This window comes from Streptomyces sp. NPDC003720, assembly GCF_042875075.1.
Lineage (GTDB): Bacteria > Actinomycetota > Actinomycetes > Streptomycetales > Streptomycetaceae > Streptomyces.
The window spans coordinates 120,112-139,787 of the sequence record NZ_JBIANZ010000005.1; the positions used below are offsets into that span (position 1 = coordinate 120,112).

General features: G+C 72.0%; 18 protein-coding genes. 5 read left to right on the forward strand and 13 right to left on the reverse strand.

All coding sequences use genetic code 11. From position 1 onward, the window contains the following. The first annotated feature begins 17 nt into the window (after positions 1 to 17). Positions 18 to 677 (forward strand): GTP cyclohydrolase II, encoded by a 660-nt coding sequence (ribA, locus tag ACFYU0_RS15110; RefSeq protein ID WP_351668892.1) that lies wholly within the window; start codon positions 18 to 20, stop codon positions 675 to 677. Positions 678 to 756: 79 nt separating this feature from the next. On the opposite strand, the gene ACFYU0_RS15115 is transcribed toward ribA, so the two are convergent. The 4 genes from ACFYU0_RS15115 to ACFYU0_RS15130 form a co-directional block, all read right to left on the reverse strand. Continuing rightward, the gene (locus ACFYU0_RS15115; protein ID WP_389301106.1) at positions 757 to 1,695 is read right to left on the reverse strand and encodes a CU044_5270 family protein; all 939 of its coding nucleotides are present in this window, start codon (positions 1,693 to 1,695) and stop codon (positions 757 to 759) included. Beyond that, positions 1,688 to 2,338, reverse strand: a complete 651-nt coding sequence (locus ACFYU0_RS15120; protein WP_389301108.1) for an RNA polymerase sigma factor — start codon at positions 2,336 to 2,338, stop codon at positions 1,688 to 1,690. The genes ACFYU0_RS15115 and ACFYU0_RS15120 overlap by 8 nt, the downstream gene beginning before the upstream one ends. Positions 2,339 to 2,487: 149 nt before the next feature. Next, positions 2,488 to 3,093: a hypothetical protein gene (locus ACFYU0_RS15125; protein WP_389301110.1), complete on the reverse strand. Its 606-nt coding sequence runs from the start codon at positions 3,091 to 3,093 to the stop codon at positions 2,488 to 2,490. A gap of 23 nt (positions 3,094 to 3,116) precedes the next feature. Beyond that, positions 3,117 to 4,340 (reverse strand): serine hydrolase domain-containing protein, encoded by a 1,224-nt coding sequence (locus tag ACFYU0_RS15130; RefSeq protein ID WP_389301112.1) that lies wholly within the window; start codon positions 4,338 to 4,340, stop codon positions 3,117 to 3,119. 236 nt (positions 4,341 to 4,576) lie between these two features. On the opposite strand from ACFYU0_RS15130, the gene ACFYU0_RS15135 reads away from it, so the two are divergent. Beyond that, positions 4,577 to 5,017, forward strand: a complete 441-nt coding sequence (locus ACFYU0_RS15135; protein ID WP_351668882.1) for a PPOX class F420-dependent oxidoreductase — start codon at positions 4,577 to 4,579, stop codon at positions 5,015 to 5,017. A gap of 1 nt (position 5,018) precedes the next feature. Here ACFYU0_RS15135 and ACFYU0_RS15140 read toward each other — a convergent pair whose 3' ends face one another. After that, on the reverse strand, positions 5,019 to 5,909 hold the full coding sequence (locus ACFYU0_RS15140; RefSeq protein WP_389301114.1) for an NAD(P)-dependent oxidoreductase: 891 nt from the start codon (positions 5,907 to 5,909) through the stop codon (positions 5,019 to 5,021). A 129-nt stretch (positions 5,910 to 6,038) separates the two neighbouring features. Between ACFYU0_RS15140 and ACFYU0_RS15145 the strand changes: the two genes are divergently transcribed. After that, the gene (locus ACFYU0_RS15145) at positions 6,039 to 6,635 is read left to right on the forward strand and encodes a TetR/AcrR family transcriptional regulator (protein WP_351668878.1); all 597 of its coding nucleotides are present in this window, start codon (positions 6,039 to 6,041) and stop codon (positions 6,633 to 6,635) included. A gap of 318 nt (positions 6,636 to 6,953) precedes the next feature. Here ACFYU0_RS15145 and ACFYU0_RS15150 read toward each other — a convergent pair whose 3' ends face one another. The 7 genes from ACFYU0_RS15150 to tkt form a co-directional block, all read right to left on the reverse strand. After that, on the reverse strand, positions 6,954 to 7,619 hold the full coding sequence (locus ACFYU0_RS15150) for a TetR/AcrR family transcriptional regulator (RefSeq protein WP_389301116.1): 666 nt from the start codon (positions 7,617 to 7,619) through the stop codon (positions 6,954 to 6,956). A gap of 249 nt (positions 7,620 to 7,868) precedes the next feature. Continuing rightward, positions 7,869 to 8,753 (reverse strand): phosphogluconate dehydrogenase (NAD(+)-dependent, decarboxylating), encoded by an 885-nt coding sequence (gene gnd / locus ACFYU0_RS15155; RefSeq protein WP_389301119.1) that lies wholly within the window; start codon positions 8,751 to 8,753, stop codon positions 7,869 to 7,871. A 7-nt stretch (positions 8,754 to 8,760) separates the two neighbouring features. Then, entirely contained in the window at positions 8,761 to 10,410 is a 1,650-nt protein-coding gene (gene pgi / locus ACFYU0_RS15160) for a glucose-6-phosphate isomerase (protein ID WP_389301121.1), read from the reverse strand. Between the two features lies 1 nt (position 10,411). After that, complete coding sequence (gene opcA / locus ACFYU0_RS15165; RefSeq protein WP_351668143.1) at positions 10,412 to 11,338, reverse strand: glucose-6-phosphate dehydrogenase assembly protein OpcA; 927 nt, start codon at positions 11,336 to 11,338, stop codon at positions 10,412 to 10,414. Further along, positions 11,335 to 12,930, reverse strand: a complete 1,596-nt coding sequence (zwf, locus tag ACFYU0_RS15170; protein WP_389301124.1) for a glucose-6-phosphate dehydrogenase — start codon at positions 12,928 to 12,930, stop codon at positions 11,335 to 11,337. The genes opcA and zwf overlap by 4 nt, the downstream gene beginning before the upstream one ends. Further along, entirely contained in the window at positions 12,930 to 14,063 is a 1,134-nt protein-coding gene (gene tal / locus ACFYU0_RS15175; RefSeq protein WP_389301126.1) for a transaldolase, read from the reverse strand. The genes zwf and tal overlap by 1 nt, the downstream gene beginning before the upstream one ends. Before the next feature lie 28 nt (positions 14,064 to 14,091). Continuing rightward, on the reverse strand, positions 14,092 to 16,167 hold the full coding sequence (gene tkt / locus ACFYU0_RS15180) for a transketolase (protein WP_389301129.1): 2,076 nt from the start codon (positions 16,165 to 16,167) through the stop codon (positions 14,092 to 14,094). Between the two features lie 146 nt (positions 16,168 to 16,313). Here tkt and ACFYU0_RS15185 point away from each other — a divergent pair, with 146 nt between their 5' ends. Beyond that, positions 16,314 to 17,219 (forward strand): helix-turn-helix domain-containing protein, encoded by a 906-nt coding sequence (locus ACFYU0_RS15185; RefSeq protein WP_389301132.1) that lies wholly within the window; start codon positions 16,314 to 16,316, stop codon positions 17,217 to 17,219. Positions 17,220 to 17,315: 96 nt separating this feature from the next. Then, on the forward strand, positions 17,316 to 18,044 hold the full coding sequence (locus ACFYU0_RS15190; protein WP_389301135.1) for a type 1 glutamine amidotransferase: 729 nt from the start codon (positions 17,316 to 17,318) through the stop codon (positions 18,042 to 18,044). A 58-nt stretch (positions 18,045 to 18,102) separates the two neighbouring features. Here the strand turns inward: ACFYU0_RS15190 and ACFYU0_RS15195 are convergent, their stop codons facing one another. Beyond that, positions 18,103 to 19,506: a glycoside hydrolase family 16 protein gene (locus ACFYU0_RS15195; RefSeq protein WP_389301138.1), complete on the reverse strand. Its 1,404-nt coding sequence runs from the start codon at positions 19,504 to 19,506 to the stop codon at positions 18,103 to 18,105. Positions 19,507 to 19,676: the final 170 nt, after the last annotated feature.

Genomic DNA, 19,676 nt, shown 5'->3' on the forward strand with positions numbered 1-19,676 from the left:
TGCTTAGGAATCAGATCATGACAGAAAACCTCGGTGTCCTCGGCGAGAAGTCCTCGCGGCGCTCGGGCGCGGAACGCGTCGTCAGCGCGCCCCTGCCCACCGTGTACGGGCAGTTCCAGGCGATCGGCTACCTGGACCACGACCGCGGCGATGAACAGGTCGCGCTCGTGTACGGGGAGATCGGGACCGAGAACGTGCTGACCCGGCTGCACTCGGAGTGCCTGACCGGGGACGCGTTCGGCTCCCGGCACTGCGAGTGCGGCGACCAACTGGCCTCGGCGCTGCGCGCGGTGGCCGCCGAGGGCAGCGGCATCGTCGTCTACCTGAGGGGACACGAGGGCCGGGGCATCGGCCTGTTGGCCAAGCTGCGCGCGATGGCCCTGCAGGCGGAGGGCCTGGACACGGTCGAGGCGAACCTGGCGCTCGGCCTGCCCGTCGACGCCCGCGACTACGGCGTCGCCGCCGGGATCCTGCACGACCTCGGGGTGCGCTCGGTCCGGCTGATGTCCAACAATCCGCGCAAGCGGGAGGCGCTGGTACGGCACGGCATCCAGGTCGCCGAGCAGGTGCCGCTGCTGATCGAGCCGTGCGAGAGCAACATCACCTACCTGCGCACCAAGCGTGAGCGCCTCGACCACGTCCTGCCCCACCTGGACGCGGTCGCCCACGGTTCCTGAGCGGGCGGGACACGGGCGGGGGCGGGCGGCCGGCGACGCCCCCGCCCGCTCGCCCCCGGCCGGGCGCGACTCCCGCCGGTCAGCCGTGCTGTCCGATGCGGTCGACCACCTGGATGTCCTTCAGGGTCCTGGTCTCGTAGTAGTAGCCGACCTGCTTCCACTCTCCGTTGATCTTCTTCGGTGAACTCCCCACGGTGCGCAGGCCCAGGTAGTCGTACGTCCTGCGGTCGAACAGGAAGGTGAACGACGCCTTCGGGTACGAGACTCCGACGGCCTCGCGGCCGTCGACGTCGGAATCGTGGTAGTCGAGCCGGATGTGGGGGAGCTTCGACAGCGCCTCGAAGGCGCCGGCCTGCAGGCCGGGGGGCAGGACGTTCGGCCCCTTCAGCAGCATGCAGCCCTCGAAGAAGGCCATCACATCGGTGCCGGGCGCCTTCTCATTGCCCCCGAACTGGGCCAGCAGCTTGTCGGGGTCCGTCGGCATCTTCTGCAGTTCGGAGTAGACGGTCGGAGGCCACCTCATCTCGTGCTTGCCGAGCGGAGGGTCGTGGTGGATCTTCCCGTTCTCCTGGCGCAGGGACGGCTTCGACCCGTCCACCGACATCCAGCTCTCGTCGGTCCACGTCCTGGGGGGCCCGCCCTTCACCGGCACCCGGATGGTGTAGGTGCGGGTGTAGAAGTACTGGTCGTCGCGCGGCACGGGCAGGTCGCCGCCCGCGGCGCGTGATCTGTCGGCGGCCCTGCGCAGCACGTCCGCCGCGCTGACCGCCTCCAGCCGCGGCGCGTGGTCGTCTCCGTCGCTCAGTACGACGATCGCGCCGCCCGCGGCCACCGCCGTCAGTCCGGCGAACGCGGTGCGGAGCACGATCCGCCGGCTCAGCCGGCCCGCTCGGGGCACGGCTCCGTCCGACTCCCGTGCCATGGCGGCTTCCAGGCGGGCCCGGGCGGCGGTGCGGGCCTCGTCGGACGGCCCAGGCCGCTCGGCGTCCCACGCGCGCACCGTCGTCAGTTCATCCATGATCGGTCCTCTTCTCAGGTGCGGTCGAGGTGGTCGCCTCCGGGCCGCCCAGCGCCCGGCGCAGCCTGGTGCGGGCCCGGTGCAGGCGGGAGCGCACCGTGCCGACGGGCAGGCCCAGCGCCTGCGCGGCCTCCGCGTAGTCGAGCTCCCCCCAGGCGACGACCAGCAGCACGTCCCGGTAACGGGCGGGCAGTTCGGCGAGGGCGCCGGCCAGCGTGCCGTACGCCTCCGCGGTGCCGACACCGTCCGTGACCGCGTCCTCCGGCCCGGCCTGCTCCTCCCGGCCCTCCGGCAGCGACGCCATACGGGACAGCGCCCGCAGCCGGCGGCCTTCGTCCCGGCGGTGGCGGCCGATCAGGTTGGTGGCGATCCCGTACAGCCAGGGCCGGGCGTGCGGATGGGACACGTCGTAACGGCGCCGGCGCTGGAAGGCGATCACGAAGGTCTCCGCCATCAGGTCGTCGGCGGTGTCGGTGCCCAGGCGCCGCGCGATGTAGCGGTGGATGTCGTCGGCGTGGCGGTCGAAGATCACGGCGAACGCGTCGGGCGTCTCCCAGGACCGCTCGATGACCGAGCCGTCGGAGGCGCCGCCCGCGTCCGTCGCCGGGTCGAACGCGGCCCCTCGGGCGGGCAGCAGGGTCACGTTCCACCTCTGCGATTCATATCGCGTCCTCAGGTCTCGGAGTCGTGTGGTCACCTGCTGTTCGCCGTTGCGCGGCTACGAGTTCCAGACCGCGGAGTGACGTACGTCACATGCCTGTGAGTGTCAGGTGAGCAGGTGTGAGTCCCCGGTCAGCAGATGACGCAGGAGACACCGCACAGGCCCATCCCGGTCCGCGCGGCGAGACGCCACATACGAAGCGGTCCGTCCAGCACGGACTCCTCGCCGGGGCCGTAGCCGAGCCAGTCCCGCCGCCGGGCGGCCGCGCGCTCCTGCGGACCGAACATCAGGGCGCGTTCCACGCGCGGCAGTGTGGCGCGCACTTCGCCCGAGGTGAGGAGCAGGTTGCCGCACCAGCCCGGCAGCAGCGCCGCCCGTGCGGGTCCGACGGCGTGGAGGAACGACCCGACCGCCCAGTCCTTGCTCTGCACGGAGATGAACAGCCGGTCCTCGACCCCGTCCTGGCCCCAGACGTCGTCCAGCATGGAGAAGGGGTCGTCGCTCGACAGCCCGTCGTACATCTTCTGCACGTGGGTGCCGCCGCAGACCAAGTCCAGGAGGTCGGCGGAGGGTTCGGGGGACGTGCCCCCGGCCGGCGAGCGCTTCCACCGCTCCCACCGCTCCCGCGCGAGCGGTTCGCCCCGCTCCGCGTCGATCAGGGGGAGCAGGCGAGGCGCCAGCTCCACGATGAAGGCGTCGTCGTGGGCGCTGATGCTCCATGCGGTGGTGATCCCCATGGCCCAGGACGGTAGCCGGGGGGTCAGACAGTGAGGGATTCGTGCACCAGGCGGCGCAGGTCCGGGAAGACCTTCAGGGTTTTCGGGCGGACCTGCGTCATGAACTGGACGGTCAGGTCGTGGGCCGGGGCGATCCAGAAGGCGGTGGTGGCGACGCCGGTCCAGCCGTAGGTGCCCGGGCTCGTCGGGGCGAGGGTGCGGGCCGGGTCGACGACGACGGAGACGTTGAAGCCGAAGCCGAGGCCGGCGTTGGAGCGCTCCTGGTGGACGGGGGTGCCGAAGGAGTCGAGTCGGGCGCCGCCGGGCAGTTGGTTGCGGGTCATCAGGGCGACCGACTCGGGGGACAGCAGGCGGGCGCCGTCCAGTTCACCGCCCCGGCGCAGCATCTCCATGAACCGGTGGAAGTCCCCGGCGGACGCGACCAGGCCGCCGCTGCCGGAGAGGAACAGCGGCCGGCCCCGTACCGGCAGTCCCGGGACCGGTGCGATGCCGCCGTCCTCCGTCTCGCCGTACAACTCGGCCAGCCGGTCGGCCTGTTCGCCGGTGATGTGGAATCCGGTGTCCGTCATGCCGAGCGGGCGGAGGATCCGCTCGGCGAGGAACGCGTCCAGCGGCTGCCCGGAGACCACCTCGATCACCCGGCCCAGCACATTGGAGGCGACGGAGTAGTTCCACCGCGTGCCCGGCTCGAACTGCAGCGGCATGCGCGCGTACACCTCGACGGTCTCGGCGAGGTCCTTGCCCGGCGGCACCGAGTACTCCAGGCCCGCCTCGCGGTACAGGGCGTCGACGGGGTGCTTGTAGTAGAAGCCGAAGGTCAGGCCCGCCGTGTGGGTGAGCAGATGCCGGATCAGGATCGGGCCGCGGGCCGGGCGGGTGCGCAGGCCGGCGCCCGAGCCGCTCTCGTACACCCGCGGCGCGGCGAACGCGGGCAGGTGCCGTTCGAGCGGGTCGTCGAGGGAGAGCCGGCCCTCCTCCACCAGCAGCAGCACCGCGACGGCGGTGACGGGCTTGGTCATGGAGTAGATCCGCCACAGGGTGTCCGTCCCGACCGGCAGCTCCGCCGCGCGGTCCCGGTGACCGTAGGCGGTGAGGTGGGCGACGCGGCCGCCGCGGGCCACGGAGACCAGGTAGCCGGGCAGCCGCCCCTCGTCGACGAGGCGGGCGAAGTGCAGGTCCAGGCGGTCGAGCGCCTTCGGGTCCAGCCCGGCCTCACCCGGATCGACTTCCTGCCGCAGCTCTGCCATCGCTCTCCTCCGGTCGCGTCGTACCCGCGCGGCGCCGCCGCCGTCCCGCCGCGACGGCCGCACGGTCTCATCGTCGCGCAGGAACGCCGGGACGGACCCCGTTCGCGGCGTGTGTGATCGACATGACGCCCCGCCCCGGCGAGCAACGGCAGCGCCGTCCCCTGTGCCGCGCCCTCCGTCCGCGACGCCGCGCCCCGGCGGGAATGCGCGGCCCGCCCCGCCGAGTTGATCCGGGTATGACTCAGGACGCCACGCAGGACGACGCACTGCTGAAGCTGCTCGGTGAGGGGAACGGCGGGGTGCTGGTGACCATCAAGAAGGACGGCCGGCCCCAGCTGTCCAACGTCACCCACGTCTACTACCCGGACGAGCGGGTCATCCGGGTCTCCCTCACGGACGACCGCGCCAAGACCCGCAACCTGCGCCGGGACCCCCGCGCCTCGTACCACGTCACCACCGCCGACCGCTGGGCCTACGCGGTCGCCGAGGGCACCGCCGATCTCTCGCCGGTCGCCCGGGACCCGCACGACGAGACGGTGGAGGAACTCGTCCGGCTCTACCGGGACGTCGCCGGCGAGCACCCGGACTGGGACGACTACCGGGCCGCCATGGTCCGCGACCGCCGGCTGGTGCTGCGGCTGCGCGTCGAGCGGGCGTACGGCATCCCGAAGCGCTGAGCTACGGCGTCGTCGCGGCGGTCCGTGCCTCGATCGCCCGCAGCACCGCCACCATGTCCTCGCCGCCGTGCCCCAGGGACACCGTCTCCTCGAACAGGGCGTGACAGGCGTCCAGCAGCGGCGAGGACAGGTGCGCCTTCCGGGCCGCCTCCGCGATGAGCCGGTTGTTCTTCAGTACGTCCAGGGCGGCCGCCTGCACCGCGAAGTCCCGCTCGCGTAGCTTGGGCGCCTTCATCCGCGACACCCCGCTGGCCATGGGGCCCGCGTCCAGGACGTCCAGGAACAGCCCCCGGTCGAGCCCCTGCCGCTCGGCGAAGTGGAACGCCTCGGTCAGCCCGGTCACCAGAGTGATCAGGAAGAGGTTGACCGACAGCTTCATCAGCAGCGCGTTCGGCGCCGCGCCGCACACGAACGTCTCCTGGCACAGCGGCGCCAGCAACGGCCGTACCACGTCCACGGCGCCCTCCTCGCCCGCCAGCATGGCGACCAGCCGGCCCTGCTCCGCCGGGACGCGGGACCCCGAGACGGGCGCCTCGACGTACCGGCCGCCGGCCGACCGGACGTCGGCCTCCAGGGCGTGGGAGTACTCGGGGGAGGTCGTGCCCATGTGGACGACGACGCGCCCGGCCACGCGCGCGCCGAAGCCGGGGGCGCCGCGGCCGAGGACGGTGTCGACCGCGGCCTCGTCGGCGAGCATCAGCAGGACCGCCTCGGCCCGCGCGAACACCTCGGCGGCGTCCGCCGCGACCCCGGCGCCCGCCGCCCGCAGGGGCTCGGCCCGCTCCGGCGTGCGGTTCCACACGACGAGCGGCGTGCCGGAGGCCGCCAGCCGCAGCGCCATGGGCTGCCCCATCACGCCGAGGCCGATGAAACCGACGGTGACGACGTCCATGGGGCGCTCCTCGCTCCGGGGAGTTCCGCACGCGGGACCTCCGGGCCGACCGTTATGACCGTCGTCATAGTAGCGGGCGTTATGACACCGGTCATAGAGTGCGGGGAGAGGGGTGAACGGAGGTCCGTCATGGCGGAGTCGCGGTACGGACCGCGCGAGCGGATGGTGTTCAGCGCGGCGCAGCTGATCCGGCGGGACGGGGTCGCCGCCACCGGCATGCGGGACGTCGCCGCCCTGGCCGGGGCGCCGCGCGGCTCGCTCCAGCACTACTTCCCCGGCGGCAAGGAGCAACTGGTCAACGAGGCCGTGACGTGGGCCGGCCGGTACGCGGGCAAGCGCGTCGCCCGTTTCGTCGCGGGCCTGGACGAGCCGACGCCCAGCGGGCTGTTCGCGGCGATGGCCGCGCAGTGGACGGACGAGTACCGGGTGGACGGGTTCGGCGCCGGCTGCCCGGTCGCCGCCGCGACCGTGGACCGCGCCGCGTCGGGCGGCTCCACCCGTGAGGCGGCGGCGGGCGCCTTCGCGGCCTGGCGCGGTCCGGTCGCCGAGGCGCTGACCGGGATGGGGGTTCCGGAGGCCCGCGCGGACTCCCTCGCCACCCTGATGATCAGCACCCTGGAGGGCGCGATCCTCATGGCCCGGGCCGAGCGGGACGTCCGTCCGCTGGACACGGCGGTCCGCGAACTCGGCCCCCTCCTCGACGCGGCGACGCGCCGCGCCCGGTGAGGCCCGGGGCCCCTGCTGTCGCGCGGCGGCATGCGGTCGCCGCCGCCCGGTCTCGTGAAACCGCGGCCTCGGGCCGCGGCACCCCTCGGCGTCCGGAGCCGTGGCCGGGAAGGGCTCGGGCCGACACCGTCTCCTGGTGCGGCTTCCCGCGCGTCGCTCGTTCGCCCAGCAGGGCCGACGGGACCGTACGGGTCGCGCGGGCGGAGAGTGCGGCCGGGGTGGGCGGGATGCTGCGCCCGCGTGTCCCCGCTGTCTAGAGCCGGCGCGCGACCGCGGCCGCCGTGAGCGACGGGCGCCCGTGACCGCTCGGTGCGCGGCTCAGTCCGCGGCCCGCTCCGCCGTCAGGTAGGCGATCACCATGTCGCCGAGCATGGCGCGGTAGTGCTCGCGCTGCGCCGGGTCGACGAGGTCGCGGCCGAACAGCGCGCCGAAGGTGTGCCGGTTGGCGACCCGGAAGAAGCAGAACGAGCTGATCATCGCGTGCAGGTCGACGGCGTCCACGTCGGCCGTGAACAGCCCCGACTCCTGCCCGGCGGCCAGGATCCGGCGGATCACCCCGAGCGTGGGGGAGCCGATCCGCCCGAGCTTCGCGGAGGCGGCGATGTGCTCGGCGCCGTGGATGTTCTCGATGCTGACCAGGCGGATGAAGTCCGGGTGCTGCTCGTGGTGGTCGAAGGTGACCTCGGCCAGCCGCCGGATCGCCGCGACCGGGTCCAGATGTTCGACGTCCAGCTGCTGTTCGGCCTCGCGGATCTCGCCGTAGGCCCGCTCCAGCACGGCCGTGAAGAGCTGTTCCTTGCCGCCGAAGTAGTAGTAGATCATCCGCTTCGTGGTGCGGGTGCGGGCCGCGATCTCGTCCACCCGCGCGCCGTCGTAGCCGGCCCGGGCGAACTCCTGTGTCGCCACGTCGAGGATCTCGGCCTGGGTGCGGGCGGCGTCCCGGGTCCGCCCGCCGGGTCGTACCGGTTCGTCGACGCTGGTCATCGGGTTCCTTCGGGCGTAGGGCCAGTGCCGGTGATTGTAGAAGCAGGGGTGGCGCGGGCTGTACGGGTCTTTCCGAAGGCGATGGCTGCTGACACGGCTGACGTACTGGTTCGTACATCGCTGAGCGCGCCAGGAGGTCCCCGTGGCCGCCGGCCGCGCAGCGCGCCGCGCGCTGACCACGGCGCGGCCCGGGCCGTCGGAGACGACCCGGGCCGGGTACCGGGGACGGCGCCGCCGGCGCCGTCGCGGTCAGTCCTTCTTCGCCGACTCCACGGCGTGGCCGCCGAACTGGTTGCGCAGCGCGGCGATCATCTTCATCTGCGGGGAGTCGTCCTGCCGGGAGGCGAACCGCGCGAACAGCGAGGCGGTGATGGCGGGCAGCGGCACCGCGTTGTCGATGGCGGCCTCGACGGTCCAGCGTCCCTCCCCGGAGTCCTCCGCGTAGCCGCGCAGGTTGTCCAGGTGCTGGTCCTCGTCCAGGGCGTTGACCGCCAGGTCCAGCAGCCAGGAGCGGATGACGGTGCCCTCCTGCCAGGAGCGGAACACCTCGCGGACGTTGTCCACCGACTTGATCTTCTCCAGCAGCTCCCAGCCCTCGGCGTACGCCTGCATCATGGCGTACTCGATGCCGTTGTGGACCATCTTGGAGAAGTGCCCGGCGCCGACCCGGCCCGCGTGGACGTAGCCGTAGGGGCCCTCCGGCTTGAGCGCCTCGAAGATCGGCCGGAGCCGCTCCACGTGCTCCTTGTCGCCGCCGACCATCAGCGCGTAGCCGTTCTGCAGGCCCCAGACGCCGCCGGAGACGCCGGCGTCGACGAAGCCGATGCCCTTCACGCCCAGTTCGGCCGCGTGCTTCTCGTCGTCCGTCCAGCGGGAGTTGCCGCCGTCGACCACCGTGTCGCCCTCGGACAGCAGGTCCTTCAGCTCGTCGACGACGCCCTGGGTGGCGGTGCCGGCCGGGACCATCACCCAGACGGTGCGCGGCGCGTCCAGCTTCTCGACCAGCTCTTCGAGGCTCTTGACGTCGGAGACTTCGGGGTTGCGGTCGTAGCCGATGACGGTGTGGCCGGCGCGGCGGATCCGCTCGCGCATGTTGCCGCCCATCTTGCCGAGACCGATGAGACCGAGCTGCATGATCTGATCACTTCCTGAGAGAACGGTAGGCGGCGACGAGGGCCGTGGTGGACGGGTCCAGACCGGGCACCTCGGCGCCCTCGGTCAGGGCGGGCTCGATGCGCTTGGCGAGGACCTTGCCCAGCTCCACGCCCCACTGGTCGAAGGAGTCGATGTTCCACACCGCGCCCTGCACGAAGACCTTGTGCTCGTAGAGGGCGACGAGCTGGCCGAGCACGGACGGGGTCAGCTCGGGGGCGAGGATCGTCGTGGTCGGGTGGTCGCCGTGGAACGTGCGGTGCGGCACCTGCTCCTCGGGCACGCCCTCGGCGCGGACCTCGTCGGCGGTCTTGCCGAAGGCGAGCGCCTGGGTCTGGGCGAAGAAGTTCGCCATCAGCAGGTCGTGCTGGGCTTCCAGTTCACCGCTCAGCTCGTCGACGGGGCGGGCGAAGCCGATGAAGTCCGCCGGGATCAGCTTGGTGCCCTGGTGGATCAACTGGTAGTAGGCGTGCTGCCCGTTGGTGCCGGGCGTGCCCCAGACGACCGGTCCGGTCTGCCACCGCACCGGGCTCCCGTCGTGCTGCACCGACTTGCCGTTGGACTCCATGTCGAGCTGCTGGAGATAGGCGGTGAACTTCGACAGGTAGTGGCTGTAGGGCAGCACCGCGTGGGTCTGCGCGTCGTGGAAGTTGCCGTACCAGATGCCCAGCAGGCCCATCAGCAGCGGGACGTTGGTCTCGGCGGGCGCGGTGCGGAAGTGCTCGTCGACGGTACGGAATCCGTCGAGCATCTCGCGGAACCGGTCCGGGCCGATCGCGATCATCAGCGACAGGCCGATCGCCGAGTCGTACGAGTACCGTCCGCCGACCCAGTCCCAGAACTCGAACATGTTGTCCGGGTCGATGCCGAACCCGGTGACCTTCTCGGCGTTGGTCGACAGGGCGACGAAGTGCCGGGCGACGGCCTTCTCGTCGCCGAGGGCGTCGAGCAGCCAGGACCGGGCCGAGGTCGCGTTGGTGATCGTCTCGATCGTGGTGAACGTCTTGGACGCGACGATGAACAGCGTCTCCGCCGGGTCCAGGTCGCGGATCGCCTCGTGCAGGTCGGCGCCGTCCACGTTGGAGACGAAACGGAAGGTCAACTCCCGTGCCGTGTAGGCGCGCAGCGCCTCGTAGGCCATGGCGGGCCCGAGGTCGGAGCCGCCGATGCCGATGTTGACGACGTTGCGGATCCGCCTGCCGGTGTGGCCGGTCCACTCACCGGACCGGACCCGCTCGGCGAAGCCCGCCATCTTGTCCAGCACGGCGTGCACCCGGGGCACGACGTTCTCGCCGTCGACCTCGATCACCGCGTCCGGGGCGGCCCGCAGCGCGGTGTGCAGCACCGCCCGGTCCTCGGTGATGTTGATCCTCTCACCGCGGAACATGGCGTCGCGCAGCTCGAACACGCCGGTGGCGGCGGCGAGTTCCTGCAGCAGGGCCAGGGTCTCGTCGGTGATCAGGTGCTTGCTGTAGTCGATGTGCAGGTCGCCGACCCGGACCACGTAGCGCTCGGCGCGGCCGGGGTCCGCCGCGAACAGCTCGCGCAGGGACGGCCGTCCCGCGGCCCGGTGGTCCTCGAGGGCCGTCCACTCGGGGCGGCGGGTGAGCTCGGGAAGGTCTGACGGGGCGTCGGACATGTCAGGCGTGCTCCTTGGTCGCCTCGCCGCTGAGGGCGACGGCGTACATCTCGTCGGCGTCGAGGCGGCGCAGCTCCTCGGCGATGAGTTCGGAGGTCGGACGGACCTTGAGGGCGAGGGTGCGCGGCGGCTGCCCCGGCAGGGTCAGCGTCGCCAGGGGCCCCTCGGGGCGGTCGATGACGATCTCGCCGTTGTCGGTGCCGAGCCGGACGGCGGTGACCACCGGCCCCGCCGTGACCACGCGGTCCACCGGCACGTTCAGCCGGGCCTCGAGCCAGCGCGAGAGGAGTTCGGCGCTGGGGTTCTCCCGCTCGGCCTCGACGGCGGCGGAGGTCACCTTCACCCGGGCCTGGTCGAGCGCGGCCGCCAGCATCGAGCGCCACGGCGTGAGCCGGGTCCAGGCGAGGTCGGTGTCGCCGGGCGCGTAGCTGCGGACCCGGGTCTCCAGGACCTCCAGCGGGCGCTCGACGGCGTACAGGTCGGTGATCCGGCGCTGGGCCAGTGCGCCCAGCGGGTCCTTGGCGGGGGTGTCGGGCGCGTCCACCGGCCACCACACGACGACCGGGGCGTCGGGCAGCAGCAGCGGCAGGACCACCGAGTCGGCGTGGTCGGACACCTCGCCGTAGGTGCGCAGCACCACCGTCTCGCCGGTGCCGGCCTCGGAGCCGACCCGGACCTCGGCGTCCAGCCGGGAGGCGGTGCGGTCGCGCAGGGTGCGGGCGTGGCGCTTGATGACGACCAGGGTCCGCGAGGGGTGCTCGTGCGAGGCCTCCTCGGCGGCCCGGAGCGAGTCGTAGGCGTTCTCCTCGTCCGTGACGATGACCATCGTCAGGACCATGCCCACGGCCGGGGTGCCGATGGCCCGGCGGCCCCGGACCAGCGCCTTGTTGATCTTGCTTGCCGTGGTGTCGGTCAGGTCGATCTTCATGGCCTGCGCCAGCTCCGTCCGTCTCGTGCGAGCATCTCGTTTGCCTCTTCCGGCCCCCAGGTACCCGCCGGGTACTGGGCCGGCCTGCCGTGCCGGGACCAGTACTCCTCGATCGGGTCGAGGATCTTCCAGGACTCTTCCACTTCCTGGTGACGGGGGAACAGGTTGGCGTCGCCGAGCAGCACGTCAAGGATGAGCCGCTCGTACGCCTCCGGGCTGGACTCCGTGAACGACTCGCCGTAGGCGAAGTCCATGGACACGTCCCGGATCTCCATCGAGGTGCCCGGGACCTTGGACCCGAACCGCACCGTCATGCCCTCGTCCGGCTGGACGCGGATCACGATGGCGTTCTGGCCCAGTTCCTCGGTGGCGGTGGAGTCGAAGGGGGAGTGCGGGGCCCGCTGGAAGACCACCGCGATCTCGGTGACCCGGCGGCCGAGGCGCTTGCCGGTGCGCAGGTAGAAGGGGACGCCCGCCCAGCGGCGGTTGTCGATGCCCAGCTTGATCGCGGCGAAGGTGTCGGTCTTCGACTTGGGGTCGATGCCCTCCTCCTGGAGGTAGCCGACGACCTTCTCGCCGCCCTGCCAGCCGGCCGCGTACTGGCCGCGCACGGTGTGCCGGCCGAGGTCCTCCGGCAGCCGCACCGACTTCAGCACCTTCAGCTTCTCGGTGAGCAGCGCCTCCGCGTCGAACGCGATGGGCTCCTCCATGGCGGTGAGGGCCATGAGCTGCAGGAGGTGGTTCTGGATGACGTCACGGGCGGCGCCGATGCCGTCGTAGTAGCCGGCGCGGCCGCCGATGCCGATGTCCTCGGCCATCGTGATCTGCACGTGGTCGACGTAACTGCGGTTCCAGATCGGCTCGTACATCTGGTTGGCGAAGCGCAGCGCCAGGATGTTCTGGACGGTCTCCTTGCCGAGGTAGTGGTCGATCCGGAACACCTGGTCCGGGTCGAACACGTCGTGCAGGATCGCGTTCAGGTCGCGGGCGCTGGCGATGTCGTGGCCGAACGGCTTCTCGATGACCGCGCGCCGCCAGGCGCCCTGCGGCGGGGAGGCCAGGCCGTGCTTCTTGAGCTGCTGCACGACCTTGGGGAAGAACTTCGGCGGCACCGAGAGGTAGAACGCGAAGTTGCCGCCGGTGCCCCGGGAGGCGTCCAGTTCCTCGACGGCGTCCTTGAGCTGCTTGAACGCGGTGTCGTCGTCGAAGTCGCCGGGGATGAACCGCATGCCCTCGGAGAGCTGCTGCCAGACCTCCTCCCGGAACGGGGTGCGCGAGTGCTCGCGCACCGCGTCGTGCACGACCTGCGCGAAGTCCTGGTCCTCCCAGTCCCGGCGGGCGAAGCCGACGAGGGAGAAGCCGGGCGGCAGCAGGCCGCGGTTGGCCAGGTCGTAGACGGCCGGCATCAGCTTCTTGCGGGACAGGTCACCGGTCACGCCGAAGATGACCAGACCGGAGGGGCCCGCGATGCGGGGCAGCCGGCGGTCGTCGGCGTCCCGCAGCGGGTTCACCCAGTCGGCTGCCGGGCCGACCGGGACGCGCACGTCCCCGGTCGCGGCCGGCTTCTCCGGCTGCTGGGCGTCGGTCGTCATCACGCCTCAACTCCCTTGTTCCTCAACGACTCGGTGACGGCGTCCAGCAGCTCCTGCCAGGCCGTCTCGAACTTGGCGACACCCTCGTCCTCGAGCTGCTGGACGACCTCGTCGTAGGAGACGCCGAGCCGCTCGACGGACGCGAGGTCCGCGCGGGCCTGCTCGTAGCCGCCGGTCACCGTGTCGCCGGTGATCTCGCCGTGGTCGGCGGTGGCCTTCAGGGTGGCCTCCGGCATGGTGTTGACGGTGCCGGGGGCGACCAGCTCGTCCACGTACAGAGTGTCCTTGTAGGCGGGGTCCTTCACGCCGGTGGAGGCCCACAGCGGACGCTGCTTGTTGGCCCGGTCGCCGGCGAGCGCCTGCCAGCGCCCGGAGCCGAAGACCTGCTCGTAGGCCTCGTAGGCCAGGCGCGCGTTGGCGAGGGCCGCCCGGCCCTTGAGGGCGAGGGCCTCGTCGGTGCCCAGCGCGGTCAGCCGCTTGTCGATCTCGCTGTCCACGCGGGAGACGAAGAAGGACGCCACCGAGTGGATCTTCGACAGGTCCAGGCCGCGCTCCCTGGCGTTCTCCAGGCCCGCCAGGTAGGCGTCCATGACCTCGCGGTAGCGCTCCAGCGAGAAGATCAGCGTCACGTTGACGCTGATGCCGAGGCCGATGACCTCGGTGATCGCCGGCAGGCCCGCCCGGGTGGCCGGGATCTTGATCATCACGTTGGGGCGGTCGACCAGCCAGGCGAGCTGCTTGGCCTCGGCGACCGTGGCCTCGGTGCGGTGGGCGAGCCGCGGGTCGACCTCGATGGAGACCCGGCCGTCGCGGCCGTCGGAGAGGGTGTACACGTCCCGCAGGACGTCGGCGGCCGCGCGCACGTCGGCGGTCGTCATCATCCGCACGGCCTCGTCGACCGTCACGCCCCGCACCGCGAGCTCGGTGAGCTGCTCCTCGTAACCCTCGCCGGAGCCTATGGCCGCCTGGAAGATCGAGGGGTTGGTGGTGACGCCGACGACGCCGCCGCCGTCCACGAGAGAGGCCAGGCCGCCCGAGGTGATGCGGCTGCGCGACAGGTCGTCCAGCCAGACCGACACCCCCTCGTCGGCGAGGCGCTTGAGGGCTCCCGGGGTGGCGATTGCTTCGGTCACAGTGATCTTCTTTCCTATCGCGTCGGTATCAGGCGTGCGTGGCGGCCAGCGAGTCGCGGGCAGCGGCGGCGACGTTCTCGGGGGTGAAGCCGAACTCGGCGAACAGTGTGGCCGCGTCGGCGGAGGCGCCGAAGTGTTCGAGGGAGACAATCCGACCTGCGTCGCCCACGAAGCGGTGCCAGGTCAGGCCGATGCCGGCCTCCACGGCGACCCGGGCCTTCACGGCCGGCGGCAGCACCCGCTCCCGGTAGGCGCGCGGCTGCTCCTCGAACCACTCCACGGACGGCATGGACACCACCCGGGTGCCGACCCCCTCGGCCTCCAGCAGGTCCCGCGCGGCGACGGCGAGCTGCACCTCGGAACCGGTCGCGATGATGATCACCTCCGGGGTCTCGGTCGACGACTCGCGCAGCACGTAGCCGCCCTTGGCCGCGTCCTCGTTCGGCGCGTAGGCGGGCACGCCCTGTCGGGTGAGAGCGAGGCCGTGCGGGGCAGGGGCGGTGGCGTGCCTCTTCAGGATCTCGGCCCAGGCGATCGCGGTCTCGTTGGCGTCCGCCGGGCGGACGACGTTCAGGCCCGGGATCGCGCGCAGCGAGGCCAGGTGCTCGACCGGCTGGTGGGTCGGGCCGTCCTCGCCGAGGCCGATGGAGTCGTGCGTCCAGATGTAGGTCACCGGGAGCTGCATCAGCGCCGACATCCGCACGGCGTTGCGCATGTAGTCGGAGAACACCAGGAAGGTGCCGCCGTAGACGCGGGTGTTGCCGTGCAGGGCGATGCCGTTCATCTCCGCGGCCATCGAGAACTCGCGGATGCCGAAGTGGACCGTACGGCCGTACGGGTCGGCCTCGGGCAGCGGGTTGCCGGCGGGCAGGAAGGAGCTGCTCTTGTCGATGGTGGTGTTGTTCGACCCGGCGAGGTCGGCGGAACCGCCCCACAGCTCGGGCAGCACCGGGCCCAGGGCCTGCAGCACCTTGCCGGAGGCGGCGCGGGTGGCGACGGACTTGCCCTCCTCGAACACCGGCAGGGCGTCCTGCCAGCCCTCGGGCAGCTCGCCCTTGCTGACCCGGTCGAAGAGCCGGGCCCGCTCGGGATGCGCGGTCCGCCACTCGGCGATCCGCTTGTCCCAGGCCGCGTGCGCCTCGGCGCCCCGGTCGAGGGCCCGCCGGGAGTGGTCCAGGACCTCGTCCGCGACCTCGAAGGTGCGCTCCGGGTCGAAGCCGAGGAGCCGCTTGGTGGCGGCGATCTCGTCCTCGCCCAGCGCGGAGCCGTGGGAGGCCTCGGTGTTCCGCGCGTTCGGGGCCGGCCAGGCGATGACCGTGCGCAGGGCGATGATGGAGGGCCGACCGGTCTCGGCCCGCGCGGCCTCCAGCGCCGCGTGCAGCGCGGAGACGTCGACGTCGCCGTCCGCAGTGGGCGCGACGCGCTGGGTGTGCCAGCCGTAGGCCTCGTACCGCTTCAGCACGTCCTCGGAGAAGGCGGTGGCGGTGTCGCCCTCGATGGAGATGTGGTTGTCGTCGTAGACGAAGACGAGGTTGCCGAGCTTCTGGTGGCCCGCGAGCGAGGAGGCCTCGGCGGAGACGCCCTCCTCCAGGTCGCCGTCGGAGACGATCGCCCAGACCGTGTGGTCGAAGGGGGACTCGCCCTGCGGGGCGTCCGGGTCGAACAGACCGCGCTCGTATCGGGCGGCCATCGCCATGCCCACCGCGTTGGCCACGCCCTGGCCGAGCGGGCCGGTCGTGGTCTCCACGCCGGCGGTGTGGCCGTACTCCGGGTGGCCGGGCGTCTTGGAGCCGTGCGTGCGGAACGCCTTCAGGTCGTCCAGCTCCAGCTCGTACCCGGCGAGGAAGAGCTGCGTGTACAGGGTCAGCGAGGTGTGGCCGGGGGACAGGACGAAGCGGTCACGGCCGGTCCACTCCGGGTCGGCAGGGTCATGACGCATCACCTTTTGAAAGATCGTGTACGCGACAGGGGCCAGGCTCATCGCGGTGCCCGGGTGTCCGTTGCCGACCTTCTGCACCGCATCCGCAGCGAGAAGGCGGGCGGTGTCCACGGCGCGCCGGTCGAGGTCGGTCCACTCGAAGCCTGCGGGTGTCTGCGTGCTCATCTTCAAGAAGTCCTCGCTTCGCGGGTAAGTGCTGGCCGTACGCGTTCAAATCTAAAAGTCTGACTTTTTCGAGGAAAGGTCGGGGTGTGTCAGCCTGTGGTGAATCTGGGACAGTGATCGCGCGAGCGGAACGGCATACGGAGTACATGACGGACGAAAGACCCCGAGCCGGGGGCGATGGCATGGGCGGCGACGCGATCAGGACCTTCCCCTTCCCGGCCGACCTGGCCGTCGGGGGCGTCGGCATGCAGGTGGGCCCCATGGGGGGCGACCGCACCTGGCACGCCGACGCCCCCCTGCACCGCGTCCACCGCATCGACTTCCACGTGGTCATGCTCTTCACCGACGGCCCCGTGCGGCACATGGTCGACTTCGCCGAGTACCGGGCCGAGGCCGGGGACCTGCTGTGGATCCGCCCCGGGCAGGTCCACCGCTTCGCCCAGGGCAGCGAGTACCGCGGAACCGTCCTGACCATGCAGCCCGGCTTCCTGCCCCGTGCCACCGTCGAGGCCACCGGCCTGTACCGCTACGACCTGCCGCCGCTGCTGCGCCCCGGACCGGAACAGCTCTCCGCGCTGCGGGCGGCCCTCGAACAGCTCCGCCGCGAGTACGAGGACACCGAGACCCTGCCGCTCAGCCTGCACACGGCCGTCCTGCGGCACAACCTCACGGCGTTCCTGCTGCGCCTCGCCCATCTCGCGGCCAGTTCGGCCGAGGCGGCCAGACGTCCGGCGGACAGCACCTTCACGCTCTTCCGCGACGCGGTCGAGAAGGGCTTCGCCACCCAGCACAGCGTCAGCGCCTACGCGGACGCGCTCGGTTACTCCCGCCGCACGCTCGTCCGCGCGGTCCGCGCGGCCACCGGCGAGACGCCGAAGGGGTTCATCGACAAGCGGGTGGTGCTGGAGGCCAAGCGCCTGCTCGCCCACACGGACCTGCCCATCGGCCGCGTCGGAGCCGCCGTCGGCTTCCCCGACGCGGCCAACTTCTCCAAGTTCTTCCAGCTCCACACCGGCTTCACACCGGTCGCGTTCCGGGCCGAACTGCACTGACCCGGACCCCGCTCGTGCCGGGGGTCCGACGCGGCGGCGCCCGGACGCGCCCGCCTAGGATGCGCGGGGGAGCCGCACGGGAGGCAGGGTGAGCACATGAGGAGCCGGGCCACGGCACTGGTGGTGCAGAACGGTCCGAACGGCGGGCCCGGCCGGTGGGCCGGCTGGCTGGCCGAGGGCGGCGTCGACCTGGACGTGGTCCGCGCGGACACCGGGCAGGAACTGCCGGACCGGCTGGAGCACGAGGCGCTGATCGTGCTCGGCGGCGGCTACCTGCCCGACGACGACACCCGGGCCCCGTGGCTGCCGCGGACCCGGACCCTGATGGGCCAGGCGCTGGAACGCGACGTGCCGGTCTTCGGGATCTGCCTCGGCGGACAGATGCTGGCGCAGGTGGCGGGCGGCGAGGTGAAGGGGGAGCACGGCGAGCCCGAGTTCGGCAGCACGGTGCTGACCCTGCTCCCGCCGGCGGCCGGGGACCCGCTGTTCGCCGGGCTGCCCGAGCGCCCCGCCGCGGTCGAGAACCACGTGGACGCGATCGTGCGGCTGCCGGCCGAGGCGCGCCCCCTGGCCCGCAGCGAGCGCTGCCCCCACCAGGCCTTCCGGCTCGGCCGCTCGGCGTGGGGCGTGCAGTTCCACCCCGAGGCCGACCCCGAGCAGATCGCGCGCTGGCCGCGGGAGCGCCTGTCCCGGTACGGCGTCGACCGGGACGAACTGCTCCGGGCGGCCCGGTGGGCCGATTCCGCCGCGGCCCCGGTGTGGCGCGAGGTCGCGTTGAGGTTCGCGCGGCTGGTGCGTCAGCGCCCCGCGCCGGCGGCCGGCTGACGGCGCCCGGGCCCGTCACCGTCGAGCGGTCACGGGCCCGGGACGTGGGGTCGCCTCGTCAGTGACCGAAGTCGAACCAGTTGACGTTCACGAAGTCGGCCGGCTGGCCGCTGGTGAAGGTCAGATAGACGTCGTGCGTGCCGGTCACCCCGCCGATGTTCGCCGGGACGGTACGCCACGACTGCCAGCCCCCGGTGTTGGCCAGCGCGAAGCTGCCGATCGGGGCGCTGCTCCGGCTGTCCAGCCGCACCTCCACCAGTCCGCTCACTCCGGACGCGGCCCCGCTCGCCACCCGGGCGTAGAACTGCCTGGCCGCCGTGGAGCCGAAGTTGACGCCCTTGTACAGCGCCCAGTCGCCGTTCGCCAGGGAGCCGATGTCCTGTCCGCCGCCGGAGTCGGTGGTGGACTCGGGGATCACGCCGGACTGGCTGTCGTAGGACTCGGCCTGGATGGCGCTGTAGGCGTCCCGGTTGCCGGAGGGCGGGGGAGTGGTGCCGCCGCCACCGCCGCCGGAGGACTGCAGGACCTGCACGTAGTCCACGGTCATCGGGTGGTTCGGCTCGGTGCCGCTGTCGGGTCCGCCGCCGAAGGCGCCCGGGAAGCCGCCGCCCATCGCCACGTTGAGGATGACGAAGTAGCCGTGGTTGGTGGCGTTGGCCCAGGTGGTCGCGTCGACCTGGTTGGCCTTCACGGTGTGGAAGTTGACGCCGTCGAGGTAGAAGCGGATCTCCTCGGGGCTGGTCGAGCGGTCCCACTCCATCGCGTAGGTGTGGAAGCCGGCCTGACAGGTGCTGCCGGTGCAGGACGTGGAGTTGCCGATGCCGGAGGTCTCGTTGCAGGGGCCGCCCGGATTGGTGCCGCAGTGCATCGTCGACCAGTCGGTGTTCAGGCCCTGGACGTTCTCCATGATGTCCAGCTCGCCTACGGCGGGCCAGTTCTGGTAGTTGCCGCGGAACGGCGAGCCGAGCATCCAGAATGCCGGCCAGTAGCCCTTGGCGGCGGCGCCGGTGACGTCGGGCATCTGGATGCGGGCCTGCACCCGCAGCTTGCCGCCCGCCGGGGGCTGGAAGTCGGTGCGCGTGGTCTCGATGCGGCCCGAGGTCCAGTGGCCGGAGGCGTCCCGGCGCGGGGTGATGAGCAGGTTGCCGCTGCCGTCCAGCGCCACGTTGCTGGTGCTGGACGTCATCGTCTCGACCTCGCCGGTGCCCCAGTTGGCGGCGCCGCCGGGGTACGAGGTCCCGGTGTCGTACTGCCAGTTGGAGGTGTTGACGCCGGAGCCGGCCGAGCCGTTGAAGTCGTCGAGGAACACCTGGGTCCAGCCGGACGGCGGGGTGGGGGCGGACGCGCTCGCCGGGGCGGTGGCGGCCGTCGCGACCGCCGTGGCCAGACCGACGGTCGCGGCGACCGCGACCAGCGTGCGGCGGAACAGCCGAGGTCTGGACCTGCCGGAGGAATCGCTCATGGGGGAGAGCCTCTCGGGTACGGATGTGGTGTGCGGGGAGACCTTGGAAGCGCTCCCACTCTGTGTTGAGAGCGCTCTCAGGGCGTCGCCAAATGTGCTCCCCACGCCCCCGGTCGTCAAGAGTTAAAGCAGAGAAAGTCCTTTGCAGGCGCGGGAGTTCACCCCATGAA